This is a genomic window from Amycolatopsis pigmentata (assembly GCF_042684065.1).
GTDB lineage: Bacteria > Actinomycetota > Actinomycetes > Mycobacteriales > Pseudonocardiaceae > Amycolatopsis_E > Amycolatopsis_E pigmentata.
Genome location: NZ_JBHUKR010000004.1, coordinates 167,792 through 192,293, shown reverse-complemented (window position 1 = coordinate 192,293; position 24,502 = coordinate 167,792). Strand labels below are relative to the sequence as shown.

The window sequence follows — 24,502 nt, the reverse complement described above, 5'->3', positions numbered from 1 at the left end:
AGTGACCGGTCGTGACACTCTGACATGCGCGTACTCTTCGCCAGCCTTGCGTCGGCCGGCCATACCTACCCGCTGATCCCTCTCGCGCTCGCCGTGCGGGATGCCGGGCACGAGGTGCATTTCGCCGCCGGCGAGAACGTCCACGCGCCGTTGCTCAGGAACGGACTCCGGCCCTTTCGTCCCGCGGATTCGTTCTACGAGATCTACGCCGAGGATCTCGAACCGGAACTGGCCCGGTTACGGCCCGACCTCGTCGTGCACGAATGGGGGCTGCCGGGGGCCGCTGTCGCCGCGCATCGCGCCGGGATTCCCGGCCTCTGGCACGGGTTCGGCCGCATGATTCCCGAAGGAATCGGACTCCCGTCGCCCACGGCGGCCACCGGCGCCCCCGGACGGCCGCATTTCGACATCTGCCCACCGTCCTTGCAGGACAAGGGTTTTCTCGCGACAGCCGAGCGCATCGCACTACGCCCCGTCCCCTATTCCGAACCGGCACCGCCCACGTGGCGCATCGAGCGCGCTTCGCGGCCACTGATCTACCTGACGCTCGGCACCGCGTTCGGCACCCCGGAAGTGCTCACCACGGCCATCCGCGGCCTGACGGCACTCGGCGCGCACGTGGTGGTCGCCACGGGCCGGGTGCCACCGGAGCAGCTCGGCACCGTGCCGCACAACGTCACGGTCCGGGCCTGGGTGCCGCAAGCGGACCTTCTGCCGCACGCCGATGTGATCGTGCACCACGGCGGCAGCGGCACGACCCTCGGCGCGCTCAGCGTCGGCGCCCCGCAGCTGATCCTGCCCCAGGGAGCCGACCAGTTCGCCAACGCCGAAGCGCTCACCGCCGCGGGCGCCGCGCTGCGCCTCCTGCCCGATGAAGTGAGCGCGGAAGCCATCACCGAACACGCCCGGAAGTTGTTGCCACACCACGGAAACACCGGGCACCGCGACGCGGCCCGCGTGATCGCCGAAGAAATCGCCGGCATGCCCTCCCCGGACGAGGTCGCCCGCAACCTGCCGGAATGGGCGGCACTCAGGCCCCCGTCGTGACGATCGACGGCGTCGGGCGGCCGGGCACTTCTCATGCCACCTTGATGACGACCTTCCCCGAGGCGTGACCGTTCTCGACGGCGGCGAGGGCGGCCGGGGCGTCGGAGAGCGGATGGACCGCGGTGATCACGGGCGCGAGGACACCGTCGAGGGCCAGCCGGGCGGCCCGCTCCAGGTTCTCGCGGTCGAGGCGGCGCTCGACGAAACGCCCACCGAGATCGGGCACAGACATGTCACCCACGGCGATGACGTTGCGGGGATCCCGGGCCAGCGGAGCCACCGTCCGCAGCGAGGTGCCTCCGACCATGTCGACGATCCCGTCGAAGCCGTCCGGAACCAGCTCGCGTGCCGCGGCGACGACGTCCTCCGCGGTGTAGTCGATGAACCGCACCCCGATGGCCTCGGCGTGCTCACGCTTGGCGGTACTCCCGGTGCCGATCACCCGCAGTTCACGCCCGATGGCCAGCTGGGCCACGGCGAGGCCGACACCGCCTCCGACCCCGTTGACCAGGATTGTGGCACCGGCTGGGAGGCCGAGCTGGTCGAGCGCGTCCACCGCGGTCGTCCCGGCCACCGGCAGCGTTGCCGCCACGGTCGCGGACAGACCCGCCGGGATGCGCGCGGTGTTCGGCGCGGACAGCACCGTCGTCTCGGCGTAGGTGCCGCCACCGGTGAGTGCGAAGCCGAAGACCGCGTCACCCACCTCGAGCCCGTCGACGTCCTCGCCTCGCGCGAGAACGGTTCCCGCCGCCTCCATGCCCAGCACGCGGGGAAACGGGCGCCCGCCGTCGAGCCCGGGGACCAGACCCGCGCGCAGGAGGTAGTCGAGGGGGTTCACGCCGGCGACGTCGACCCGGATCAGCACCTCGCCGCGACCGGGGGCGAGATCGGGACGATCGAAGAACTCCTGCACCTCGGGCCCGCCATGCTTGCCGAAACCCCACGCTTGTCCCATTCCTTGCTGCCTCTCATGTGACCGACCCGGCGATTCCGGGGACCTGGAGCCATCCTCACCTCTGACATCGATGTAAGGGGCCACCAGTTGAGGTGCAGGTCACAGCATCCCTCTCCTCACCTCACGCGAAAACACGAACTTCGATGCGCGCTCTGGACTGGGTTAATGCGCTGTGTCGTCGAGGAGAGCCCGGAGCCGGTCGGTCAAGGTGTCCGGCTGGGCCAGGGCCGTCAGCACGCCTTCTCGGAGCGTGACGAGGCGCCGTGCTGTCGTCTCAACGGTTCGGTTGGCGCGATCGGCGGCGGCGCGGGCTTCGGTCTCCGCGGCCTGGGCACGAGCCAGGGCGGTGGCGTGTTCGGCGGCCTGCGCCCGTTGTTGCTCACGCAGCTCGGCCAGGGTCTGATCGTGCTCGGCGCGGAGCTCTCGCACCCGCCGCTCGTGGTCGGCCTGTAAGCGCTCGCGGGCGGTCTGGTCCTCGGAGCGCAGCTCACGCAGACTGTCCTCGTAACCTCGGCGCAACCGGGACAACTCGCCCTCGTGTGTGTCCGCCTGCCGGCGCAACTCGGCTTCGAGCGCACCGGCGCGGGCCTGGACGGTTTCATACCCCCGGGTGCGCTCGGCGAGTTCCGCGGCAGCTGTCGCCAACTGGCCGGTGACATCCTCGGCACGGCCCCGGAGCTGCTCGATCTCGGTCTCCAGCTCGCTGACCCGGTCCTTGAGTTCGGCCACGCGTCCTTCGGCCGCGAGCCGGTCCCGGGTGGCCCGCTGGGCGATGCCGCGCTCCCGTTCCGCCTGTTCCTGCTCCGCGGCGCGGGCCGTTTCGGCTTGATCAGCCCGCGCCCGCGCGGCTTCGGCCTCCGCCACGGCCTCGGCTCGGGCGGCTTCGGCGCGTTCGGCGGCGGTCTCGGCCGCGGCGCGGCCCGCCTCGGCGGTCTCGGTCCTTTCCCGTGCGGTGGCGATCTCGTCGTCGAGCCGGTCATCCAGCCCACGGGCGGTCTCCAGCAACGGCGTGACCGCACCGAGAAGCCGGTCGATGTCGGCACCCAGCGCGGTCACGTCAAACCGTGACAGTGCCCGGTTGCCGCCGTAGACCGCGGCGAGGACTCGGTCGGCCTCGTCGAGACGGGAGCAGGTGACGGGCTGGTCGTCCTCGTCGTGCCCCCACACCCGCGTGCAGTAGTGGGACGGCCGTCCGCCGCGCGGCCCGGCCTTGCGGCGGGGATGGCGGCGGCAGAACCGGCACAGGTCCGCATCCGCGAGCGGTTCCCGGCGCCCGGCGCCGTCCCGCCTCGGCGGCACCGGCGGCCGATCCTCGTCCACGTCGCGCTGACCAGCGGTTTCTCTCGTCCCATCCAGCATGATCAGACCCTATCAGGTTAGCGTTTCTATATCTAAACCTAGGTTTATAGTTTCTAACCTTCCGCTGTCGAGCACCACGATAATCGCGGTTATCGCGGGATAGTGGTGCCGAGGCGGGGTGGATCCCGCCCGGCTTGAGCACCCGCTCTCGTCACGCCCGAGTGGGCCGAAAAGCCGGGATCGTCACGTGACGAAAGTCGCCAAGGGTAAGAGGTGTCGCGCGGTCTCCGACTCAGGGTGACTGCGAGGCCCCGTGGCGCAGGCCGTCGAAGAGAAGGGTGGTGATCTGCCGGGCCTCGACCAGCCAGCCCTCCGTGGCGCGCATTCCGCAGACGCCGCCCAGGGCACGCAACAGGGTGGAGCCGGTGACGTCGCCGCGGACGGTGCCGGCCGCGGCGCCGGCTTCGAGCAGCAGGGAGAGGGCGTCGGCCATACGAGTGCGTGCGTCGTCGAAGACCGGCGAGTCCGTCGCCATGATGCTCTCCAGAACACTGGACATCCCCTTGCTCACCGCCGCGTGGTCCACGAGCAGCAGCAGAAAGCGCCGCAGCGCCTCCTCCGGGGCGTGCTGGTCCAGCAGGTCGCCGGGCGCGGCACACAGGGCGTCGATCTCTTTGCGGTAGACCTCCTCGATCAGCGCTTCGCGGGTTTCGAAGTGGCGGTAGAGCGTTCCGACGGCGACACCGGCGCTGCGAGCGATGTCCTCCACGTGCGCGTCGGTCTCACCGTCGAGGAACGCCTGGCGGGCCGCGGACAGCAGTGCCTCGCGGTTGCGCCGCGCGTCGGCGCGCAGCGGGCGTGATGCCGGCACGAGAACCTCCATAAGGTGAGTCTGATTCCGCTTACGTGTACCGTTTCCGGAGTCAGGTTCATCTTAGGGAGGAGAGACCCCATGCCCATCACCGACAACAGCCTCGACGGCCTTCGGGTACTGGTCACCGGCGGCAGCCGGGGCCTGGGCGCGGCGACCGTGCGCCGCTTCGTCGCCGCGGGTGCGACCGTGCTGACGGCCTCCCGTAGCCGGCCCAAGGAGGACAGCGGTGCCACATTCCTCGCGGCGGACCTCTCCACGCAGCAGGGTGCGGCCGAACTCGGCCGTCGCGTCATCGAGCAGGTGGGCGGCGTCGACGTCCTCGTGAACAACGCGGGCGCGGCGAGCGCCCCGGCGCCGACCCTGAGCCGGTCGGACGAATCCTGGCAGGCGGACCTGGAGATCAACCTCCTCAGCGCCGTACGCCTGGACCGGGCCCTGGTGCCGGGAATGGTCGAGCGGGGCTCCGGCGTCGTCGTGCACGTCTCCTCGATCGCCAGCCAACTGCCTCGGCGCACCGATGCGTCCTACGCCGCCGCGAAGGCAGCGCTCAACGCCTACAGCCGCGAACTGGCCACCGAGGTCGGCGAGCACGGGGTGCGCGTGGTCTGTGTCCTGCCCGGCTTCGTCGTCACCGAAGGTGCCGCCGCCCACCGGAAACGCATGGCCGAGCAGCAGGGCATCACCACCGAAGAGGCCACGCAGCAGCTCGTGGACCGCCTGAAGGTCCCCATGGGCCGCCCCGGAGATCCCGAGGACGTCGCCGAGATGATCGCCTTCCTCGCCTCCGGCCGCGCGAAGTGGCTCACCGGAGCTCAGTTCCGCGTCGACGGCGGCATCATCCCGACCATCTGAGCGACCGGCCGCGCCTCGGTTCAGCCTTTGGGCCTCTGTTCGAGCATCCCGGCGAGGGCCGACGCGACGCGAGCGACAGACGCATCATCGTCGTGGGCCAGTTCCCGCAGGACCTCCCGCGCGATGGTCGGCGGCATCTCGGCAAGTGCCTGGACCAGGCGTATCCGGACCGCGGAGGTCGCGGTCGGTGCGGCGAGTTCGTCGACGAGGGCACCCATGATCCGGTCCGCGCACCCGTGGTCGAGGGCCAACGTTCCCAGGACCTCGGACGCCTCGACGTCGTTCGCGCCCTCGACCACCATGCCGACGAGTGCCGGCACGGCCGCGGTCACGCCGCGCATCCCCACCGCGAGAGCAGCACGCCTGCGCACTGTCATGTCCGGGTCCTCGAGCGCGTCCGCGAGCACCGCGGTCGCCTCGTCACCGGACATTTCGGCCATCGCCAGCACCGCGCGCCGCCGGATGTCGACGTTCTCCGAACGCACGCCGGACGCCACACTCGCCACGGCGTCACCGCCCGCCCGCGCGAGCGCCCACCTGAGAGCACCGGCGACGTTCGGATCGGATTCGGCGAGGACGGCCCTGGCCAGGAGCTCAGCGGGAACCGGCACGTCCTCCGCCGGGGCCAGGACGGCCTGCTGCCGGCGCGCGGGACTGGGCGATTCCAGTCCGTGCAGCAGTTCGACGATGCGCAGGACACCCTCCCAATCGGAGGGCGCCGAGGCATCTACGGTACGGAGCCGATCGAGGAGTTCCTGTTCCCGCTTCAGCCGTTCTTCGGTCGCTCGGATGAGATCGCCGACCAGTGCGGACGGCGCGAAGGCGGGATCCTCCAGAGCGCGCCCGATCTGTCGCAGCGACAGTCCCAGCGACCGCAGGCCTTCCACATGGAAGATCCGGCGAATGTCCGCCATGGAGTACTCGCGGTAGCCACCCACGGTGCGGCCTGTCGGTCGTACCAGTCCGAGAGAGTCGTAGTGCCGGAGCATCCGGGTGCTCACCCCGGAGAGGCGTGCCACCTCACCGATCAGCATGCGGTGCCCTCGACTCGTTCCGGTCCGAGCGCGGCGATTCTTTTCGCCTCGTCGATGTCCGGGTCGAAGCCGGCATCCGGGTCGCGCAGGAGCCGCTGCGTGGCGCGGGCATGCGCCCGCACCGTCGGGTCGTCACTCGCCGATCCCCGCTCCAGGACTGACTCGATCACGTCTCCGAGCGCGACGAGTGCCCGGCTGAGACTCAGCCGCACATTCCGGTCGCCACGACCGAATTGTGCGGCCAGTTCCGCGGCCAGGCCTTGCTTCTCTCCAGGCGGCACGAGGACGACGGCGGCTCGCCACGCGCTGCGCGCGACCTCGTCGTCGGCATCGTGCAGCAACGACCGGGTGATCGCGGGCCACGCACTCCTGTCGCCGATCTTGGACAGCGTGTGCAGCGCCTGGCTTCGAGCCTGGGCGCGCTCGGAGCGCAGCTCCGCGAGGAGCCTGGGTACCGTCAGCTCCGGTGGGAGCCGGGTCAACGCCCAGGTGAGCATGTCGCGCACGAAGAAGTCCGGCTCGATCGCGCACCGTGTCACCAGCGTTTCGACGAGACCGGTGTCGGGGTGCGTACCAGCCGCCAGAGCCGCCTGGAGCCGCGTCGACGAGTTCGCGGCGCCCAATGCGTCGAGCAGCCGCCGGTGTGCCGAGTTGATGGGGACCACCTCCTGCACCCAGTGAAGACCTTGTCACAGTGTCAACGTCAACCGCGTGATCCGGCGAGCTGGTCTTCCTGTCCGGACCGGCAGTGGGGTGACGTGGCAATTCAGCCCAACAGGGCATCGTGGAGGAGAAAGGGCCGCCTGGCCACCGACGGTGGGGAGCGCATCCGCCACGCTGCTCACCTGCTCACTGGGCAGGGGCTCCTGACGGTCACGGGTGGTGAGCGCCGGCCGGATTCCCTCCGAAAGGACGGGGAGTTTACGGGGAGCGGTGTGTAATACTGCGGCACCGCACAGCGTTATAACTGTGTGTTCGGGAAGGCGGGACCGAACTTGCCGGTCCGGCCCCGCCTTGATGAGGTGGTCCCGTCAGGGACCGTCAGCTCACGAGGGACCGAGCCTCGTGGAGCGCGATGGCCAGCAGGGTCAGGGGCACGGACCAGGCAATGACCGCGCACCCTGTCCTGCTGTGCCACCGGTCATACTGCCGGCGGTGTTTTCCCACGTCGGGGCTCTCCTTTCCGGTTGATGGCCGCGTGTGCGGCCGAACCCTTGGGCTGTCCAAGGGGGCTGGAGACCGGAAGAGTCCGCCGTGGGGCAGGGTGTGCCGCGGCAGCGTGACGCGTCTAGGGGCGCGCGTCGCTGTGTCTGCCGCGGGGTCGCCGTGCCGGCGCGGTAGTGGAAATGCTCATGGAAGCGCTTTCTTGCGAGTGGTCAATAAGCGTCGAGCCCCGCCTTGGCGGGGCTCGACATGAAATTACATCGATTCGTGGTGATCGTGAAAAACTCCCGCGACTAGCGGTTTCTCCCTGCGGCGAATGGCCGTCGAGGTCGTTGACCGGCGTAACACCCGTCATGTTCCTCGGCCGGACTCCGGGCGTACGGAATTGCGGCACCCGGTGTCATTGCCGAGGGGACTATTTGTTGCGCTGCCATGGCGGTGGCGGGAAAACTCGCGTGAGGATGAGCTGGTTTTTCTCCCGCTGGAGAATGCGCTGAGGTTCGTCCGGAGATCGAGCGTCGAGGAGGTTCTGCAGGAGCCGGTTGTGGCTGCTCAGTCGCTGCTTCTCCGCCCTGAGAGTCTTGTTCTCCTTGCGGAGGCTGGTGTTTTCGGCCTGTGCGGCCTCCAAAAGCTGCTCTGTTTCGCGGAAGGCACGGATCACGTTCTCGAAGAGCTCACGGTCCTGAGGGTCCCTCTCGGCCAGGAGCGGGTCCGCAGGACGAGCCTCGACGGGTTGGGGCGCGGATACCGAACTCCGCACAGGCGTGATGATCGACCATAGACCGGTCCGGATGTCCTCGATGGACACGGCCGGCGCGTCAGCCCAGACCGGGAGGCGGATTTCTCCCGAATAGTCCGGCGCCGGCTTGTCGGCGTCGATCGCGCGACTGTAGAGACCGGCCGCCTCGGCCAGTACCGCCGTGAAGTGGGGTTCGGGAATGACCACTCGCAGGACGTCGACGACCTTGTCCCAGCCGGGCAGGTGCTCCGCGCCGCGACCCACATATCTCGAGGCCCGTTTCTGCAGGCTCTTCAGGGTATGGTCGTGAGTCCAGTGCTCGGGATCATGGGCGTGAGCCGCGAGCAGGGCGCCGTAGGTCGCGCTCAGGCACCCGTCCTCATCCGCCATGACGACCGCCACGAACAGGATGAGCTTGCGCTGGGCCAGGGTAAGCCTGGCGCTGCCGAAATCGTCGGTGGTGCGCAGTTTCCGCAGGGCGGGCTGTCCCCGACGCCGGCCACGCGGTGGCCGGTCTCCTCGACACGGCAGCCCGGTGTCCTCGCCGGGAGACGGGGTCTGTACCTCGTGCATCGGTGTCCTTGTCATTCGTTCCGGTGTTGGCTTTCCGTCATTGCTCCGACCCGACCATCGGAGCGCGCCCGGGAGTAATCCCGCGGATTACTCCCGCATTGGTCCCGGGAACCCGGCGCCTCCAGTGGGGCATAACTCGAAAGCGCTTCACATTATCGACTCCTCGGTTTTCTCTACTGAGATGACGGTTTCTCTCCGCCAATATGACGCGGCGTCGTCCTAAAGGGTGGCGCTGGCTCCCCTGATCGTGACGAACCGTGATGGTCGGATATTTGTGGCTCAGATTGAGGGTCAACCTACTGGATGCAAACCGCGACAGCCAGTGACAATTGTGCGGAGAGAGGAAAGGTTTTTGATGAGTACCGAGCGGTGCCGGCTACCGCTCGCGGGTCCGTGGCGGCGCGTAGAGGAGGTCGGCGAAACGGTCGAGTGCCGCGTCGACCCGGTCTTGGTCGCCGGTGGCCAACTGGTCGAGCAGCAGTCCGCGGATGACCGCGATGACCAGCGTCGCGGCGACCGGGTCGTCGCCGCCGGGTGCCAGCGCGGTGGCGAACGTGTTCAGCCAGTCGGTGACCATGGCCTTGCCCTCCGCCGAGTAGCTCTCGGGATGAGTGATGGCGTCGAGGTAGGTCTCGAAGAACAGGCGCAGGAACGGCCGCCGCTCGGACGCGGAGATCCATGACCATACGCCGAGCAGAAGTTCCCGGCCCGATTCCACCGCGGAAGCGTCAGTGAGCAAGGCGGCTTCGCGCCGCCGTGCCTCCGCGAGGATCGCGGACACCAGCTGCTCCTTGCTGCCGAAGTCGTAGAGCAGCATGCGCGTGCTGGTGCCGAGCGCGGTGGCCAGTGGCCGCAGGCTCAGTCCGGCGAGCCCGTGTTCGAGCACATAATCGGTAGCCCTCGCGAGGGTCTTCCCTCGCCGTTCCGGATCAGCTGGCCGTGCCACTCGCACACCTTCCCACTCGACAGGCGCCATCGTCGCTGCCATAGTTTATGACACAACTGTGTCAATAACTGGGAGGCGGCATGACCAGGACCGATGGGGTCGCCGTGGTGACCGGAGCAGGCAGCGGGATCGGCCGGGCCACCGCGCTGGCACTGGCCGGCCGGGGCTTGCGCGTGCACTGCGTCGGACGGCGACAGGAACCCCTGGCGAGGACGGCGGAGCTGATCGGCGACCGGGCGAGTGTGGTGCCCGCCGATGTGGGCACCGAGGAAGGAATCGCCACGGTGGCGGACGCGGTGGGCGAGTCCGCCGTCTCCGCTTTGGTGCATGCGGCGGCGATCGAGGGGATCCATAGTCTGGCGGCCACGACCCGGGCGATCTTCGACGCTCTGATAAGCGTGAACCTGGGCGGCCCGTTCTTCCTCACCAGAGCCCTGGCACCCCGGTTCGACGACGGCGCGGGCGTCGTGTTCGTCGGCAGTGTGTCGGCCCGGCACGGGCGTGAGCGCCATGCCGCCTACTCCGCGGGCAAGGCCGCGTTGCTCGGTCTGACAAGCAGTCTGGCCGTCGAACTCGGGCCGAGGGTGCGGGTCAACTGCGTCTCCCCCGGCGCCACCGACACGCCGATGTTCGCCGAAGCCGTCCAGGACTATTTCGGTGGTTTGGAGGACGGCGTAGCCGAAACCGTGGTGGTCGCCGAGCGGTCACGGCTGTTGCTCGACCGGATCGCCGATCCCGCGGAAGTCGCCACCGCGATCGTTTATCTCGCCCTTGACGCCACCTTCAGCACCGGTTCGGTCCTCGACGTCGACGGCGGCTACTCCGCCCGCTGAGTCCGTCGAGATAATCGAAGGCACGCGTCGAAAGGAGCCACGGGTGGCGGGGAAGCAGCCGGGCGAAGGGGAACCCGAATCTGTCCGGCCCAGCGGGGTCGACCCCGCGCTGGAGCCGTACCGGCCACGGCCGATCCCCACCCGGCATCCCGGCCAGGAACGGCTACGCGAGCTGCTGGACGACCTGGTCGCCGATCTCCCCGCGCTCGGCCACGAGGATCCCGGTGACCGGCACGGAATCCGGGCCACCACGCGGGCCTGGCTCTTTCACATGAGCAGCCACCACACGCGGCGGACCTACTGGCACGGCTTGAGCCTGTGGCTGTCCTACTGCGACTGGCACCGGCTGGATCCGCTGGCCGCGCGGCTGGCCGATGTGAAGGACTGGATCGGCGGGCTGGGCGAGGCCAGTCCGTCCACCTGCAACGCGCGACTGTCCGCGGTCAGCGCCTGGTACGCCGAGTTGATCGGGAACCGGCTGCACGACGACAATCCCGCCAAGCTCGCCACCCGCCGCAAACGCGATCAGGAACCGCAGACCCGGGCGCTGAGCTACGACGAACTCGTCGCGCTGCTGCGTTACGCCCGTGAGCGGGCCGCGCGGCTGGGCAGTGAGGCCGCGCTGCGGAACCGGGCGATCCTGGAAATCATGGCCACCACCGGAGTCCGGTCCGGCGCGATCCTGCACGCCCGGTGCGGCACCGACGGCGATGTGCTGACGGTCAGCGGCGGCAACCGCGTTCTCCGCTACCGCAACAAGGGCGGACATCGCAAGACCGCCGACATCCTCGGGCTCGCCGAAACCGCCCTCGACGACTATCTGCGCGCTCGCGCCGCCAGGGAAGGTCACCCCGCGGGTGTCTCGCCCGACTGGTTGTTCGTCACCACCAGCGGCACTCCCCTGGCCCAGCGGGATCTGGCCAATCTTTTCCATGACTACGCCCGCTCGGCGGGGCTGGCCGACCCGGAGGACGTGGTGCCGCACTCCATGCGGCACACCGTGCTGACCCTGGGCTATGAGCAGGGCGTGTCCCTGGAGGACCTCGCCGATCTTGCCGGCCACGAGAGCGTGGCCACTACACTGTTGTATGTCCGGCGCAGCCGACGGCGCCAGACCACCCAGCTGCTCGCCGATCTCGTCGACGGCGGTGCTCCGGCCCGGTCTGCGCCGAAGGCCGCTCCCGGTGAGGAGAAGACCCGTCATCTGCGGCTGGTTCGCGACGCCTGAGAAGTCGGAACTGCCGCGGTGGCACGATCACGACTACGGACCGGAATTTCGACTTGTCCTGGAGCGCACTCCAGGGCCTAGCGTGACGGTGCAGCGTTCAACCACGAAGGAGATCCGCTTCATGGAGCTCGGTTTTCACGTCCCCATCTTCGACATCGACGGGGGCACCACCGCCATCGCCGGTGAACTGGCCAGGGTGGGCACCGCGGCGGAAGAAGCCGGTGCGACCTGGTTGTCGTTCATGGACCATTACTTCCAGATCGCGCCGACCGGGCGGCCGCCCGAGGCGAACATGCTGGAGGGCTACACGACACTCGGTTATCTGGCCGCCCACACCTCCAAGGTCGAACTCGGCCTCCTGGTCACCGGGGTGACCTACCGGCACCCCGGCCTGCTCGCCAAGATCGTGACCACCCTCGACGTGCTTTCCGGCGGCCGGGCGGTGCTGGGCATCGGCGCCGCGTGGTTCGACCGCGAGCACCGGGGCCTCGGTGTGCCGTTCCCGCCGCTCGCCGAGCGGTTCGAGCGGCTGGAGGAGGCCTTGCGCATCTGCGGGCAGATGTGGGATCCGGAGAACAACGGCCCCTTCGAGGGCAAGCACTATCAGCTGGCGGAGACGCTCTGCTCGCCGCAGCCGATCAACCGGCCCAAGGTGCTCATCGGTGGCGGCGGGGAACGCAAGACCCTGCGGCTGGTCGCCCAGTATGCCGACGCGTGCAACCTGATCGGCTCGTCGCCCGACGAGGTCGCGCACAAACTCGATGTGCTGCGGGGACACTGTGACGACGTCGGCCGGGACTACGACGAGATCCGCAAGACGATCCTCCCCAACAACCCGCGTCCGGGCCCGGAAACCCGCGACGAGTTCGTCCGCGCGATGGCCGACTACGCCAAGCTCGGCGTGCAGTCCGTGATCATCACGCCGACCACCGGGTCGCCCGCCGCCTGGATCGACCAGATGGCGCCGGCCGTCCCTCAACTCGCCGAACTCGGCTGAATGCCGGGCACGATCGCACTTCCGGGGGCGGGCAGGGTCTTCCTGCCCGCCGGACCAGGCAAGCGCTGAAGTCCTTATAGGACTGGTTCTGGCTCGCGGGAGTGCTCGGTGGCGGGCGCGGTGGCCTCGTCGTCCAGGGGTTCCCGTTCGATGGCGTCCCGCACGATCGAGGGGTCGTTCAGTGCGGCATGGAAGCGTTCGTCGTCGCGTTCTCCGGCGAGTTTGGCGATGACCATGGTTCCGGCGGACACGCCGATGATGCTGGTCAAAGCCTTTCCTTCGCTCATCACGCGGTCGATGCCCACGACCAACGCGATCCCGATCGCCAGCGTCGCGGGCGGAAAGAATTCCGGGCCGAACGCCTGCAGGGACGCCGCGAGCGTGACCACACTCGCCCCGCTGACTCCGGCGGCGCCCTTACTCATCAGCACCATCAGGCCGAGGAGACCGAGCTGGGCGCCCAGCGGCAGGTGCGTCCCGCCGGCCTGGGCGATGAACAACGCCGCCATCGTCAGATAGATGCAGGTACCGTCGAGGTTGAACGAGTATCCGGTCGGCACGGTCAGCGACACGACCCGCCGGGAGGCGCCGGCCGACTCCAGTTTCGCCAGGAATCGCGGCAGAACCGTCTCCGACGAGGATGTGCCGAGCACGATGAGCAGTTCGTCCTTGATCATGCGGATGAACTTGAAGATGCTGAATCCGCTGACGCGGGTGACCACACCGAGGATCACGAAGACGAAGATCGCGCACGTCGCCCAGAACGTGACCATCAGGACGCCGAGGTTCTTCAACGTCGCTCCGCCGAACTGGCCGACGGTGTAGGCCATTCCGCCGAACGCGCCGAGCGGGGCGGCGAACATGACGATGCGGATGATCCCGAAGACGACCTTGCTGATCGATTCGACACCCGAGATGACCCGGGCGCGCAGTGGCGGCGCGAGCAGCGATGTCGCGCAGGCGAACAGGATCGCCAGCACGAGCACGGGCAGGATCGCGTTGTCCACGAAGGGTTGCAGGAAACTCTTGGGCAGCACGTCGTCGGTGACGAAGTGGACGGCGCTGGTGCCACCGGTGCCCTGGGTCAGGTCGGCTTGGGCGGTCTTGAGCGCCGAGGTGCTGGGAGCACCGGCGAAACCGGCACCGGGCTTGACCAGGTTCGCCGCGAGCAGGCCGAGTGCGAGGCACACGGTGGTGGCCACGAAGAAGTAGACCAGCGTGATACCGGCCAGCTTGCCGACCTTGCGGAGGTTGCCCAGTGAGGCCACGCCGACGACGACCGTGCAGAAGATGACCGGCGCGGCCACGGTCTTGATCAGCTGGATGAACGCGTCGGCCAGCCATTTGAGCTCCTTGGCCGTCCCGGGCGCCGTGAATCCCACGATGATGCCGGCGGTGATCGCCACCAGGATCCAGAACCAGAGCTTCGTCAGAAGCCGGCGGACCGCCGAGGGGGAAGAGGGCTGGTCGTGAGGCATGGTCACGCCAATGTGAGACATGGTCACTCCGAACTGGTGGGAGGGATTTCGCGAGCGGGTGCGCGGGAAGGGGGTTCGGGCCCGGCCAAGTCCGGACGGGCCCGAACGTCGTTCTCAGCTGGCGCGGCTGCGCGAGGCGATCAGCTCGATCTCGACGCGGCCGTTGAACGGAAGTGCGGCGACGGCCACGCAGGAGCGGGCCGGACGCGGCTCGGCGAAGGCAGCCGAATAGGCGCGGTTGGCCGGCTGAAGGTCGTTGATGTCGGCGAGGAAGACGGTCGCCTTCACCACATGGCTCAGGTCGAGCCCGAACGCGGCCAGTTCGCGTGCCGCGTTCTTCAGTGCCTGTGTGGTTTCCGCCTCGACCCCGCCCTCGACGAACACGCCGTCGTCCACGCCGAGGCGGCCGGAGACGAAGACCAGGTCGCCCGCGGCGACGGCGGGTGTGTAGGGATGCGGGGCTTCGGCGTAGGTCAGGGTCATGGTTTCGTGGATTCCTTTCCATTGATGGAGCTGCCGGCCGGCGTGAGATCGCCGAGCAGCGGGATCAGGGAGTCGTGTTCGGCGATCGGCGCGGGGAGGTCGCCACGGTCCATGTGGATCCGGTTGTGCCACCACACCGGCATGCCGACACCGCCCGCACCCGGGATGTCGTAACGGGAGCCGGCCACGAACAGGACCCGCTCGGCCGGCAGGCCGAGTTCCGCGATCGCGCGCCGGTAGGGCTCGGGGCGAGGTTTGTACGCACCCGCGGCCTGGGAGGTGACCACGACATCGAAGTCGACGCCGACCCGGGCGGCCGCGCGGTGCCCCAGTCCGTTCGAACAGTTGGTGACTACGCCGATCTTCGCCGTCTTGGCCACCTCGGAGACCACTTCGGGCGCCTCCGGCCACGGCTGGAGCTCGTCCCAGCGGGCCACGAGTGCCTCGGCCCGGCTGGGCTCGACGCACTGCAGACGGGCCGCTTCGGCGACGAGTTCCTCGTAGGGGCGGTAGTCACCGACCGCGTAGGTCAGTTTCAGGTACTCGCCGCGCCAGCGTCGGCCGACGGCGTTGTCGCCGGCCACGGCGTCCCACAGGGACCACGAATCGAGCAGGGCGGTCAACAGGTCGAACAGCACCGCGTCGTAGCGAGCGCTCACGCCCGGGCTCCCTCGGTCAGGGCGGCGAAGCGCGCTACGCCAACGTTTCCACCGGAGAGGATCACACCGACACGACGGCCCGCGAATCTGTCCACATTGGACATCACTGCGGCGAGGGCACTGACGCCCGAGGGCTCGACCACGATTTTGAGGCGCTCGAACAGAAACACCATCGCCGCGACGAGGGCCTCGTCTTCCACGAGCAGGATTTCGTCGATCTGACGGCGGTTCACCTCGAAGGTCAGGGCGCCGGGGATCTCGACCTGCTGGCCGTCGGCGATGGTGTGCGGCACCGGTATCCGCACGCGCTGCCCGGCCGCCAGAGACCGTGCGGTGTCGTCGCCCGCGGCGGGCTCCACGCCGATCAGCTCCACGCCGGGCAGCAGGGCTCGTGCGGCGGTGCCGCAGCCCGCGATCAGCCCGCCGCCGCTGACGGGAACGACGAGGGTGTCGATCGGCCCGGCGTCCTCGATGAGTTCCAGCGCCGCGGTGCCCTGCCCGGCCATCACGAGCGGATCGTCGAAGGCAGGGACCGGCACCAAGCCGTGCTCCTCGGCCAGTTCTCCGGCCTTGGTTTCGCGGTCCTCGCGGTAGCGGTCGTAGGTCACCACCGTGGCGCCGTAGCCCTCGGTCGCGGCGCGTTTGGCCACCGGGGCGTCCTCGGGCATGAGCACCGTGGCCTTGGTGCCGAGCAGGGACGACGCGAGGGCCACGGCCTGGGCGTGGTTGCCTGAAGACCACGTGCACACGCCGCGAGCCAGTTCCCCGGCCGACAGGGTCGAGATCTTGTTGTAGGCGCCGCGGAACTTGAACGCGCCGGCGCGCTGGAAATTCTCGGCCTTGAGCAACAACGTTGCCCCGGTGCGGTCGTCGAGCGTGTGCGAGGTCAGCACCGGTGTCCGGTGCGCGACGCGCTCGAGACGGGCGGCCGCGGCGCGCACATCGTCGATCGTGATCACGACTGCTCCTCCTCGTCCAGCGCGGCCCGGGTGCGGCGGATGTGGGCACGCATGGCGGACTCCGCGGCGTCCGGGTTGCCGGCGCGAACGGCTTCGAGTACGGCTCGCAGTTCGTCGTGACCGCGGTGGCGATGCTCGGGCGCCTCGGCGACCTGGGCCAGCGCCACCCGCATCTGCGCATGCAGCCGTTCGATCAGCGCCTCCAGCATGGGGTTGCCACACGCGGCGGCGAGCAGGGTGTGGAACCGCTCGTCGGTGTCGGTGTATCCGGTGCCGTCTTCGCCGGCGATGGCCCGCTCCTGCTCGGTGAGCGCGGCTTCGAGGTCCGCGACCAGCTCAGGTGCGGGCGACTCCGCGCACAGCCGCGCTGCCTGGCCCTCCAGGACCTCGCGGATCTGGTGGATGTGGCGGACCTCCGGAACCCCCAGCGTCGCCACCACCACACCTCGGCGCGGCCGCTCCTCGGCCAGCCCGTCGGCGACCAGTTGCAGCACGGCCTCGCGAACCGACCCCCGTGAAACCCCTAGGCGCTGGGCGAGATTCGGCACCGACAACTGCTGCCCGGGCGCGAGATCGCCGCCCAGGATCGCACCGCGCAACTGGTCATGCACGGCATCGGTCAACCTGGCGGGCCGGTCCGTGAACTCGGTCAGGGGCATCGCGGCCTCCCTTGTGAACACGTCATACCGACAATCTACCGATTACCGGTAATCAGTCAAGCGTGGGGAGGCTGCTCCGCTTCTTCCTCAGCCGGCCGCGGCCGCGCCCCGGTCGGCGGCGGGCAGGTACGGCATCAGCAGGTGGAGGGCCGCGGGGAAGTCGGCGGCGGTCATCCACGTTCCGGGGTGGTCCGGCCGGTGGCCGTACTCACCGGTCCGGACCCGGATGGCGCGCATGGGCAAACCCGCCGCGCCCGCGATGTCCTTGTCCGGACGGTCGCCGATCATGACCGCGTTGTCCGCGGTCACGGCGAGACGCTGGAGCGCGACCTCGAACGGGCGGCGGTGGGGTTTGCGGAATTCGCGTCCCCAGGTGTCGCTGAAGACCACGGTGTCGAACGCGCCGGCCAGCCCCAGCGCGCAGAGCTTGCGGCCTTGGCCGTCGACCTCTCCATCCGTGATCAAGGCGAGAGGAACCCGGCGGCGCAGTCTCACCAGCGCCTCGACCACGCCCGGATAGGGGTTCAGCCGAGGTGGGCACGCGCCGCGGAAAGCGGCCAGCAGCGGCTTCAGCAGTGTGCCGAGGGCGTCGGCGGAACACCCTGTCGCGGCGAGAGCGCGGTCGATGATGCGACCGCGATCCGAACCCTCGGCGGCCGTCGCGCGTAACGCGGCGAGGAGGTTTTCCCGGTCGACACCGTGTTCGCAGGCAACGTCGGCCACCGCTTGCCATGCGGCGTCGAGGAATTCGGACTGCGGATAAAGCGTGTCGTCCAGATCCACGAGTACCGCTTGGACAGTGCTGTTCATGACGGCGGCTCCCGGTCGACGAAGTCGGGTTCATCGAAACGCAGCAGGCCGGCGGTGGCCGGGGCGTGCAGGATGTCGACGACATGCCGCGCGGTATGGCCGTCTCCGTAAGGACAGGGTGAGGCGGCGGCCCAGCGCTGGGCGTCGTCGGCGGTCAGTTCCAGCGCGGCCTTGATCGCGCGCGGCGCGTCCATTCCGGTCAGGACCGCGATGCCCGCGTGAATTCCTTCCCACCTCGGGGTGGAGCGGCGGAGCACGACGACCGGCACACCCAGCCACGCCGCTTCCTCCTGGAGCCCACCGGAGTCGGTGACCACGACCTTCGCCCGGGCCACGTGGCGGATCATGTCGTGGTAGGGAAGCGGGTCGGTGAGCCGCACGTACGGTCCGGCCAACCGATCGAGACTTCCGTGCCGCACCAGGGCATCGCGGGTGCGGGGGTGCAGCGGGAAGGTGACCGGGCCGACCGATGCGGCGAGGTCACCGACGAGCCGGACCAGGTGTTCGAGGCGCTCCGGATTGTCCACATTGGTCGCCCGGTGCGCGGTGACCACGACTCCGTGGCGGCGCGCCACCGGAGTGGTCCGGAGCTTTTGGAGGCGAAGGACGTCCAGGACCGGATTGCCGACGACGGCGATGCGTTCCTCGGGAATGCCTTCTCCGCGCAGGAAATCGTGGGCGAGCCGGGTCGGCGCGAGGTGCAGCGACGCGGTCGCCGCGGCGACCCGCCGGTTGACTTCCTCGATGGAGGTTTCGTTGAAGGAACGCAGCCCGGCCTCCAGATGGACGACCGGCACGGCTTGGTTGCGGGAAGCCAGGCAGTAGGCGGGCACGGTGTGGGTGTCGCCGAGCAGGAGAACGGCGTCGGGCCGGCGCTCACCGACCACGCGCACGGCGTCGGTGAACAGGGTTCCGAGCCGCTCGGCGCGGTTGCCGTCGGCGTGGCACACGATGTCGGGCCGGATGCCGAGTTCGTCGTAGAACACCTCGGTCAGCGCCGGATCGTAGTGCTGACCGGTCGCCACCACGGTGACCTCGTCACCCGCCGCTCGCAGAGCGGCGACCACCGGTGCCAGCTTGATGATTTCGGGCCTGGTGCCGAAGGGAATGAGCAGTTTCATTCGACGAAGACCTCCGCATGGTAGCGGTACATGGTCAGACCGGCCTGCGCGCGAAGGCGATCCTGGCGTACCGGAAGGCCGTAGACGCCCCGGAGGTACTCGCCCACCAGGTCCGAGCCCGCCGCCAGTGACAGCGGCAGTCCTCCGGAGAAGCGCGGATTGACCTCGATGAACTTGATCGTCCCGTCGTCGGCCATGAACCCCTGCACGTTGGCCGGTCCCTGATGGCCCAGCGCCGCCAGGAGCCTGCCGGACTCCCGGGCCACGTGCGGGCACGCGAAGGTGCGGCCCTTGGTGGAGATTCCCGCCTTGGTTTCCAGGCGCCAGCGGGGTACCGCGCCGACGAGCCGGGAATCCCGGTCGGTCAGCGCGTCGACGGTGAACTCGCGGCCGGTCAGTCTGGTTTGGACGATCGGCTCGGGCACGCGGGACAGCGCCCACTCCAGTTCGTCCTCGGTGTCGGCGGTGTGGACGTCACGGGAGCCACGGCCGAACCGGGGTTTGACGATCCACGGGCCGGGAACATCGGTGTTCGTGGCCAGACCGGTGGCCGGTATCGGGATTCCGTTGCGCTCACACAACAACGCGAAGCGCCACTTGTCCAGGCAGATGCGGGTGCCCACGACCGGGGGCAGCCAGGTCGCCAGCCCCGCCTCGTGGAGCAGGTCGACGCCGTAGTGCAGCGCGCCGAATTCCTCCGCGACCGTGCAGAGCAACGCGGTCGCACCGGTTCGCTGGGCGACCTTGACCAGCGCCGGCACCAGATCGGGATCGTCGGCCCGGGGGATCACCGCGAACTCGTCGGCCAGTCCCTGGCCCGCGGCGGTCGGATCGCAGTCGGTGCCGATGACCCGGACACGGCCGGTGAGAGCCCGGACGACGGCGATCCCGGCGGCTCCGCCGACTCCGGTCACGATGACGGCCTTGCCCGGATCCACGATCTCCGGATCATGCCGGCCGGCCGCCTGGTCCGGGGGCAGCCGCTGCCAGCGTTCGCGCCGGGCCCAGAGCTGGAGCCTCAGCAACTCGGAACTGCTTGCCGGATCGATGAAAGAGGCTTCCAGCGCCCGCATCAACGTGTCACGGACCTGGGGGTCACGCTCGGATTCGGCATGGTCCAAAAGAAGCTTGGCGTGTCGCCGGGCTCCGTGTTCGACCGCGACCCTGACCGCCGCGCAGCGCGCGACCGGATCTTCCTCGCCCAGCGCGCCGGCCAGGATGCGGTGCTCGCGGCCCCGGACCGACAGCCGCCACCACAGGCCGCCTCCGATCAGGACCGCACCACAGAGGAACGGGATCACTTCAGTCCACATGGGACGCCTCCAGTTTCCGGCGCCGCCTGCCGCACACCGTCAGCAGGAGCCACAACATCAGCAGATATCCCCCGACGGTGTAGATGTAGCTGAAAATGGTGCCCGCCCAGTCGTGGAACAGCAGCGAACTTTCCCGGCCCGCGATCAGGCCGAACCCCAGCGAACCCGCCAGCCGGAGGACATTTCCCGTCAGGACGCACAAAATCGCCGCCACCGGGGCACAAAGGCGCCACCACCCCAGCCCGCGTGGAGTGAACAGCACGAGCAAGACCAGCGAGAGCAGCGCCGCCAGCGAAGAACAGCCAGGCGCGACGTAGATGAGGAAACCATCGTGACCCGGAGGGATCACGGCGAGCAAGGCACCGCCCAGCGACTGCACGGTGTGTTCCGGGACACCCACGAGATGGAGCAGATCCACGGCGGCGGTCCCCTCCATCCGGCGGAACGGGTCGAGGAACTGGGTGAAGACCACGACGAGGACGGCCACGCTGGTCACGGTGAGCAGAACGGTCCGGGTCCCCTCCGCGCTCAGCCCGCCGCCGCGCTTGAATCCGCGGCCACGACCGAAGAAGGGGAACCGGGCGCGCCCGGCACGGACCGCGCGGTCTTCACCCACGTGTATCGACGGCGGAAAAGGCCGTCTATCCAGGCTTTGGTGCATAGTGCGACCCCTACGAAGAACATTGGGACGAAGAAGACGAGAATTCCGACATTGCGCCGTGTCTGCAGCGACAGGAGCAGCCCGGAGCCGAGTTCGAGGAACGGCCCGAGGAAAAGCAAGGTCCAGAAAGCGAACATGTAGGAATCGAAGGCGGGATCGATCCGTACCGCGCCGAGGGTCCACAACAGAAGCAGAAGGGCCCCCAGGCCCGCCATCACCGGAGTATGGAAGACGAGCAGGAACATCGTCGTCTCCAGCTTGCCGGTGAACGACATCCGGCGGTTCCGCCACACCGCGCTCCGGAAGTCCCGCCACGCCTGCTGGTGCCCCCGGGCCCACCGGTAGCGCTGACGCCAGTAGTGCCGCAACGTGGTCACCGCCTCTTCCTCGTCGATGGCGGTTGCGTCGTAGCGAACCTGGTATCCGCGAAGGGCCAGGCGCAGGGTGAGGTCGGTGTCCTCGGTGACGGTGTCTTCGTTCCAGCCGCCGGCGGAGGACAGCAGATCGCGCCGGACGGCACAGTTGGCGCCGCCGTAGGCGGGCAGGCGGTAGATCAGGTGCCTGCCGGACTCGTTGACCAGGTAACCGGCCAGGTAGTCGATCTCCACCAGCCGCGCGATCGGTGACGCGGAGCCGTTGTGGATCCGGCACAAGCCCTGCACGGCCCCGACTTCCGGGTCGGCGAAATGGCGGGCCAGCCGCCACACGACCCCGGGGTGGGGCCGGTGATCGGCGTCGAACACGATCACGACCTCGCCGCGGGCCCGGGTCAGCGCGAAGTTCAGCGCGCCCGACTTGCCCCCGCCCTGGCCGGGAGGCCGGTGCAGGACGGTGATTCCGGTTCCGGCGGCGTGGTCGTCGAGCAACTCCCCGGTGCGGTCCGAACTGCCGTCTTCGACACAGATGATCTGCAACCGGTGGCGCGGATAGTCGAGCCTGCCCAGCGCCGAAACCATCGCGACGACGACCGCTTCCTCGTTGTGGCACGGCACGAGGACGGTGACGGAGGGCCAGTACCGTGCCATCGTGTGGGCGCCCGGCCCGCCGAGGGTGGACCGGCGGGTCGTGGCGGCCACGAAGGCCAGATGGCGGACGAAGAACAGCATGTTGACGCTTTGGATCGCGAGGAACATCAGGACGGCGAGGTCGCCCGCGCCGAGGACGCCACCGGTGAGGGTCAGCACGCCGGCCGCGGTCACCAGCCATGCGTGACCGCCCGGGCTGGGAAGTCGTCCGGCCTGCATCGTGAACCTCGCAGTGTGATGGGGGTGGGGGTCGGTTGTGGTGGCGGGCGCCGCGTCCTCTGTGGAGTGCACGGCGCCCGCCTCACGCCATCCCGTCACCGAGACCGGCCCCGGAGCGGACCGGAAGAGACGGGATGGCGGTCTCAGGAAGCGGTCTGACGACGGCGACGGCGACGCATCGCCGGCACCGCGGCCGCCATCAGGCCACCCGCGGCGAGCAGGCCGAACCCCGCGGCACCGATCGGGCCACCGCTGGGACCGTGGTCAGGGCACAACACCTCGCTCTTGTCGGTGAAGCCGGCGCCGGACAGCGTCATCCGGTCGCAGAGGCAGTTGAGGTTGGCCGGCGAAACGGTGAGCGTGATGGTCCCGTGCCCCCCGGTCACCATGACCTGCTGGTTGGTGTGGCCGACCACCCGGTCGTGGTTGTCGTAGGCGCCACTGCCGTTCTCGTCGATGAACGCGCAGTCCTGGACCTGGTAGGTCCCGTCAGGACGGTTCGTGGTGAACGAGTAGGTCAGCGTGTACGAGCCGTCCGGGTTGTGCACCACGTTGGTCGGCCCCGACTTGGTCAAGGAGCCGGAGGACGGCCCCGTCAGCACGCCGTAGCAGCCGTGGTCCCAACCACCGCCTCCCCTGGGATCGTCGCTCGCCGAGGCCGGCGTCGCGGCGCCCAGCAGCGGAACTGCCAGAATGCCGCACACAGCGAGCAGCTTTCTGATTCTCACAGACTTAACTCCTTCTGATCTCGATACCGACTTTTCTCCTTCTCCGCGGACGGAAGGCTTTCCACCGCCGAGAATTCCCACAGAAAACGTTGGCACTCAAAGGCTTCGGCGTGCCGGATCCGCGCCCGGAAACCGTGATACCGGGCCTGTGCCTCCAGTGCTTCGAGATCCACGAGGCCGTTTTTGAGGACTTGGGACATGTGCGCGCGAACCAGGTCCTGTTTCGCTTCCACCAGGCCTTCGATGTCGACGAAGAAGGAGGGCGTGAAACCGTTGGAGGTCGGCGACTCGTACAGCAGCACCCGCGTCGCGCGCCGAGACGCGGACAGCACGGCGGCGGCCGTGGCACGGTGGTCCTGGTGGGTGTCACCGGGAGCATGGGTATAGACCATCTCGGCGGCGCTGGTGGCTATCGCCTGTTCGACCACGGCGATCGCTTCCGGACCGTGCGGGACGGTGTTGTCGCGATAGCCGCCCCACAGCAGACGCGCGCCCAGCATGGCGGCGGCGTCTTCCTGTTCGCGGAGGCGGGACCGGGAATCCTGTGGTCCGGCCGAACCGTCGGTCATGACCAGGAGCGTTATCTCGTCGCCCCGTCTTTTGTGGGCGAGCAATGCGCCGCCGCAACCGAGTTCGATGTCATCCGGATGCGCGCCGACAGCGAGGACCTTCAAGCCTTTCCCCATTCCCGTGGATTACCGCCGGTTGACAATGTTTGGGCGTCACGGGTGGGTTCGCAGGTCCGGCGGGGGAAGTTCACCCCAATGGTATTGATCAGACCAATTAAGCCACCGGATCGGGTGGCGGCCAATAAAGCGGCCGGTCAGTTTAATCGGCGACCGTCACACGGCCGGGTCATGAACGTCCGGTCGAGGTCCGTACGCACGGGCACGAGACCGGCGGCAACGCGAAGCGGGGCGGGCATGTGCCCGCCCCGCGGATGGGGATCAGCCTGTTCCGGCGCCGTCCGGAACGGTGCGTTTGCCGAGCGCCTACTGGACGCGAGGGCTGAGACCGTAGATCTCCATGGTGGTCTCACCGGCGGCGATCCGCACGAAGATCTCCTTCTCGGCGGCTTCCCTGGCCTCGGCGTCCGCGAGAACCTCGGCGATGCGCGCACCGGGAAGGACCACCACGCCGTCGGCGTCGCCGAGCACGAGGTCACCGGGGTCGACGTCGACATCGCCGAACCGGAGCCGGCAACCCAGCGACTGCGGCAGGAGGGGGTCCTTGGTCGTGCCGCGCACGTTCAGGCCCCGCGCGAAGACCGGCCAGCCCAGCGCGCGGATGGCGTCCGCGTCACGCACGCACCCGTCGATGACCAGCCCCGCGAGCCCGCGGGCGAGCGCGGCCCGCACCATCACTTCGCCGACGTAACCCGCGTCCGGTTCTCCCCCGGTCTGGCACACCAGGACCGAACCGGCCGGCGCCTCGGCGATGGCATGGTGCAGGGCGAGGTTGTCGCGTGCCCCGCACAGCACGGTGAACGCCGGTCCGCTGAGGACGGACGCGCCGACCGGGCGGAGCGCGGCGGGCAGCGCGCCGATCTTGCCTCCGGCTTCGTGCGCGGTCGCGGTCGCGACGAACCGCCAGGGCGGTTCCCCCGGCACTTCTTCGCCCGGATACGTCAGCGTCCGCAGGCGATAACCGGTGCTGGACAGGCAGTCGTCGGCGATGCTGCGCATCATTTCCTTCGGTACCAGGCATTCCTCGCACGCCGCGTCACGGGCCGACACCGCGATGTCGATCGACGACTCGTCGACGACGGTGGTGTGCAGGGTGTAGTCCTCCTCGCCGATCATGCGGCGCAGGGTGTTGACGGCTTCGTCCAGTTCGGCGCTCACTG

General features: G+C 69.0%; 25 protein-coding genes. 5 read left to right on the top strand and 20 right to left on the bottom strand.

The window, feature by feature from the left end; genetic code table 11:
- Positions 1 to 24: 24 nt before the first annotated feature.
- A complete protein-coding gene (locus ACFSXZ_RS02625) occupies positions 25 to 1,047 on the top strand; it encodes a glycosyltransferase (RefSeq protein ID WP_378260819.1) in 1,023 nt (340 codons plus the stop codon).
- A 31-nt stretch (positions 1,048 to 1,078) separates the two neighbouring features.
- Here the strand turns inward: ACFSXZ_RS02625 and ACFSXZ_RS02620 are convergent, their stop codons facing one another.
- From ACFSXZ_RS02620 to ACFSXZ_RS02610, 3 genes are all read right to left on the bottom strand, one after another.
- Positions 1,079 to 2,002, bottom strand: coding sequence for an NADP-dependent oxidoreductase (locus tag ACFSXZ_RS02620; protein WP_378260817.1), 924 nt, complete (start codon positions 2,000 to 2,002; stop codon positions 1,079 to 1,081).
- Between the two features lie 162 nt (positions 2,003 to 2,164).
- Entirely contained in the window at positions 2,165 to 3,361 is a 1,197-nt protein-coding gene (locus ACFSXZ_RS02615; RefSeq protein WP_378260815.1) for a hypothetical protein, read from the bottom strand.
- A gap of 232 nt (positions 3,362 to 3,593) precedes the next feature.
- On the bottom strand, positions 3,594 to 4,172 hold the full coding sequence (locus ACFSXZ_RS02610) for a TetR/AcrR family transcriptional regulator (protein WP_378260813.1): 579 nt from the start codon (positions 4,170 to 4,172) through the stop codon (positions 3,594 to 3,596).
- 81 nt (positions 4,173 to 4,253) lie between these two features.
- On the opposite strand from ACFSXZ_RS02610, the gene ACFSXZ_RS02605 reads away from it, so the two are divergent.
- Positions 4,254 to 5,027 carry an oxidoreductase gene (locus ACFSXZ_RS02605; RefSeq protein WP_378260811.1) on the top strand — a complete coding sequence of 258 codons (774 nt, stop codon included), beginning with the start codon at positions 4,254 to 4,256 and terminating at the stop codon, positions 5,025 to 5,027.
- Positions 5,028 to 5,047: 20 nt separating this feature from the next.
- Here ACFSXZ_RS02605 and ACFSXZ_RS02600 read toward each other — a convergent pair whose 3' ends face one another.
- The 4 genes from ACFSXZ_RS02600 to ACFSXZ_RS02585 all read right to left on the bottom strand — a co-directional run bounded on the left by ACFSXZ_RS02600 (position 5,048) and on the right by ACFSXZ_RS02585 (position 9,483).
- A complete protein-coding gene (locus tag ACFSXZ_RS02600) occupies positions 5,048 to 6,061 on the bottom strand; it encodes a HEAT repeat domain-containing protein (protein WP_378260809.1) in 1,014 nt (337 codons plus the stop codon).
- Positions 6,055 to 6,726, bottom strand: coding sequence for a HEAT repeat domain-containing protein (locus ACFSXZ_RS02595; RefSeq protein ID WP_449224268.1), 672 nt, complete (start codon positions 6,724 to 6,726; stop codon positions 6,055 to 6,057). Before ACFSXZ_RS02595 ends, ACFSXZ_RS02600 begins: the two co-directional genes overlap by 7 nt.
- Before the next feature lie 914 nt (positions 6,727 to 7,640).
- Positions 7,641 to 8,537, bottom strand: a complete 897-nt coding sequence (locus ACFSXZ_RS02590) for a hypothetical protein (protein ID WP_378260806.1) — start codon at positions 8,535 to 8,537, stop codon at positions 7,641 to 7,643.
- A 376-nt stretch (positions 8,538 to 8,913) separates the two neighbouring features.
- Entirely contained in the window at positions 8,914 to 9,483 is a 570-nt protein-coding gene (locus ACFSXZ_RS02585; protein ID WP_378260804.1) for a TetR/AcrR family transcriptional regulator, read from the bottom strand.
- Positions 9,484 to 9,563: 80 nt separating this feature from the next.
- Here ACFSXZ_RS02585 and ACFSXZ_RS02580 point away from each other — a divergent pair, with 80 nt between their 5' ends.
- From ACFSXZ_RS02580 to ACFSXZ_RS02570, 3 genes are all read left to right on the top strand, one after another.
- Positions 9,564 to 10,316, top strand: a complete 753-nt coding sequence (locus ACFSXZ_RS02580; protein ID WP_378260802.1) for an SDR family NAD(P)-dependent oxidoreductase — start codon at positions 9,564 to 9,566, stop codon at positions 10,314 to 10,316.
- 43 nt (positions 10,317 to 10,359) lie between these two features.
- Positions 10,360 to 11,544, top strand: a complete 1,185-nt coding sequence (locus tag ACFSXZ_RS02575; RefSeq protein ID WP_378260800.1) for a tyrosine-type recombinase/integrase — start codon at positions 10,360 to 10,362, stop codon at positions 11,542 to 11,544.
- A gap of 121 nt (positions 11,545 to 11,665) precedes the next feature.
- Entirely contained in the window at positions 11,666 to 12,541 is an 876-nt protein-coding gene (locus ACFSXZ_RS02570; protein WP_378260798.1) for an LLM class F420-dependent oxidoreductase, read from the top strand.
- 74 nt (positions 12,542 to 12,615) lie between these two features.
- Here ACFSXZ_RS02570 and ACFSXZ_RS02565 read toward each other — a convergent pair whose 3' ends face one another.
- From ACFSXZ_RS02565 to ACFSXZ_RS02505, 13 genes are all read right to left on the bottom strand, one after another.
- Complete coding sequence (locus ACFSXZ_RS02565) at positions 12,616 to 14,040, bottom strand: cation:dicarboxylate symporter family transporter (protein ID WP_378260796.1); 1,425 nt, start codon at positions 14,038 to 14,040, stop codon at positions 12,616 to 12,618.
- 93 nt (positions 14,041 to 14,133) lie between these two features.
- Positions 14,134 to 14,502, bottom strand: a complete 369-nt coding sequence (locus tag ACFSXZ_RS02560; protein WP_378260794.1) for a RidA family protein — start codon at positions 14,500 to 14,502, stop codon at positions 14,134 to 14,136.
- Positions 14,499 to 15,161: an HAD-IA family hydrolase gene (locus ACFSXZ_RS02555; RefSeq protein ID WP_378260792.1), complete on the bottom strand. Its 663-nt coding sequence runs from the start codon at positions 15,159 to 15,161 to the stop codon at positions 14,499 to 14,501. Before ACFSXZ_RS02555 ends, ACFSXZ_RS02560 begins: the two co-directional genes overlap by 4 nt.
- Positions 15,158 to 16,120: a pyridoxal-phosphate dependent enzyme gene (locus ACFSXZ_RS02550; RefSeq protein WP_378260790.1), complete on the bottom strand. Its 963-nt coding sequence runs from the start codon at positions 16,118 to 16,120 to the stop codon at positions 15,158 to 15,160. The genes ACFSXZ_RS02555 and ACFSXZ_RS02550 overlap by 4 nt, the downstream gene beginning before the upstream one ends.
- Entirely contained in the window at positions 16,117 to 16,779 is a 663-nt protein-coding gene (locus ACFSXZ_RS02545; protein ID WP_378260788.1) for a GntR family transcriptional regulator, read from the bottom strand. Before ACFSXZ_RS02545 ends, ACFSXZ_RS02550 begins: the two co-directional genes overlap by 4 nt.
- Positions 16,780 to 16,866: 87 nt before the next feature.
- Positions 16,867 to 17,589, bottom strand: a complete 723-nt coding sequence (locus ACFSXZ_RS02540; RefSeq protein ID WP_378260786.1) for an HAD family hydrolase — start codon at positions 17,587 to 17,589, stop codon at positions 16,867 to 16,869.
- Positions 17,586 to 18,710, bottom strand: a complete 1,125-nt coding sequence (gene wecB / locus ACFSXZ_RS02535) for a non-hydrolyzing UDP-N-acetylglucosamine 2-epimerase (protein WP_378260784.1) — start codon at positions 18,708 to 18,710, stop codon at positions 17,586 to 17,588. The genes ACFSXZ_RS02540 and wecB overlap by 4 nt, the downstream gene beginning before the upstream one ends.
- Entirely contained in the window at positions 18,707 to 20,023 is a 1,317-nt protein-coding gene (locus ACFSXZ_RS02530) for an ATP-grasp domain-containing protein (protein WP_378260782.1), read from the bottom strand. The genes wecB and ACFSXZ_RS02530 overlap by 4 nt, the downstream gene beginning before the upstream one ends.
- Positions 20,013 to 20,510, bottom strand: a complete 498-nt coding sequence (locus ACFSXZ_RS02525) for a hypothetical protein (protein WP_378260780.1) — start codon at positions 20,508 to 20,510, stop codon at positions 20,013 to 20,015. Before ACFSXZ_RS02525 ends, ACFSXZ_RS02530 begins: the two co-directional genes overlap by 11 nt.
- Before the next feature lie 41 nt (positions 20,511 to 20,551).
- Complete coding sequence (locus tag ACFSXZ_RS02520; protein WP_378260778.1) at positions 20,552 to 21,928, bottom strand: glycosyltransferase; 1,377 nt, start codon at positions 21,926 to 21,928, stop codon at positions 20,552 to 20,554.
- Positions 21,929 to 22,071: 143 nt separating this feature from the next.
- Entirely contained in the window at positions 22,072 to 22,656 is a 585-nt protein-coding gene (locus ACFSXZ_RS02515; RefSeq protein ID WP_378260776.1) for a hypothetical protein, read from the bottom strand.
- Complete coding sequence (locus ACFSXZ_RS02510) at positions 22,653 to 23,330, bottom strand: PIG-L deacetylase family protein (RefSeq protein WP_378260774.1); 678 nt, start codon at positions 23,328 to 23,330, stop codon at positions 22,653 to 22,655. The genes ACFSXZ_RS02515 and ACFSXZ_RS02510 overlap by 4 nt, the downstream gene beginning before the upstream one ends.
- A 318-nt stretch (positions 23,331 to 23,648) precedes the next feature.
- On the bottom strand, positions 23,649 to 24,500 hold the full coding sequence (locus ACFSXZ_RS02505) for an RraA family protein (RefSeq protein WP_378260772.1): 852 nt from the start codon (positions 24,498 to 24,500) through the stop codon (positions 23,649 to 23,651).
- Positions 24,501 to 24,502 lie beyond the last annotated feature (2 nt).

Excerpts from the sequence above, each read along its gene's own strand:
- ACFSXZ_RS02625 (WP_378260819.1), top strand. The coding sequence starts at position 25 with ATGCGCGTACTCTTCGCCAGCCTTGCGTCGGCCGGCCATACCTACCCG.
- ACFSXZ_RS02620 (WP_378260817.1), bottom strand. The coding sequence starts at position 2,002 with ATGGGACAAGCGTGGGGTTTCGGCAAGCATGGCGGGCCCGAGGTGCAG.
- ACFSXZ_RS02615 (WP_378260815.1), bottom strand. The coding sequence starts at position 3,361 with ATGCTGGATGGGACGAGAGAAACCGCTGGTCAGCGCGACGTGGACGAG.
- ACFSXZ_RS02605 (WP_378260811.1), top strand. The coding sequence starts at position 4,254 with ATGCCCATCACCGACAACAGCCTCGACGGCCTTCGGGTACTGGTCACC.
- ACFSXZ_RS02600 (WP_378260809.1), bottom strand. The coding sequence starts at position 6,061 with ATGCTGATCGGTGAGGTGGCACGCCTCTCCGGGGTGAGCACCCGGATG.
- ACFSXZ_RS02590 (WP_378260806.1), bottom strand. The coding sequence starts at position 8,537 with ATGCACGAGGTACAGACCCCGTCTCCCGGCGAGGACACCGGGCTGCCG.
- ACFSXZ_RS02580 (WP_378260802.1), top strand. The coding sequence starts at position 9,564 with ATGACCAGGACCGATGGGGTCGCCGTGGTGACCGGAGCAGGCAGCGGG.
- ACFSXZ_RS02570 (WP_378260798.1), top strand. The coding sequence starts at position 11,666 with ATGGAGCTCGGTTTTCACGTCCCCATCTTCGACATCGACGGGGGCACC.
- ACFSXZ_RS02565 (WP_378260796.1), bottom strand. The coding sequence starts at position 14,040 with ATGTCTCACATTGGCGTGACCATGCCTCACGACCAGCCCTCTTCCCCC.
- ACFSXZ_RS02560 (WP_378260794.1), bottom strand. The coding sequence starts at position 14,502 with ATGACCCTGACCTACGCCGAAGCCCCGCATCCCTACACACCCGCCGTC.
- ACFSXZ_RS02545 (WP_378260788.1), bottom strand. The coding sequence starts at position 16,779 with ATGCCCCTGACCGAGTTCACGGACCGGCCCGCCAGGTTGACCGATGCC.
- ACFSXZ_RS02540 (WP_378260786.1), bottom strand. The coding sequence starts at position 17,589 with ATGAACAGCACTGTCCAAGCGGTACTCGTGGATCTGGACGACACGCTT.
- wecB (WP_378260784.1), bottom strand. The coding sequence starts at position 18,710 with ATGAAACTGCTCATTCCCTTCGGCACCAGGCCCGAAATCATCAAGCTG.
- ACFSXZ_RS02530 (WP_378260782.1), bottom strand. The coding sequence starts at position 20,023 with ATGTGGACTGAAGTGATCCCGTTCCTCTGTGGTGCGGTCCTGATCGGA.
- ACFSXZ_RS02520 (WP_378260778.1), bottom strand. The coding sequence starts at position 21,928 with ATGCAGGCCGGACGACTTCCCAGCCCGGGCGGTCACGCATGGCTGGTG.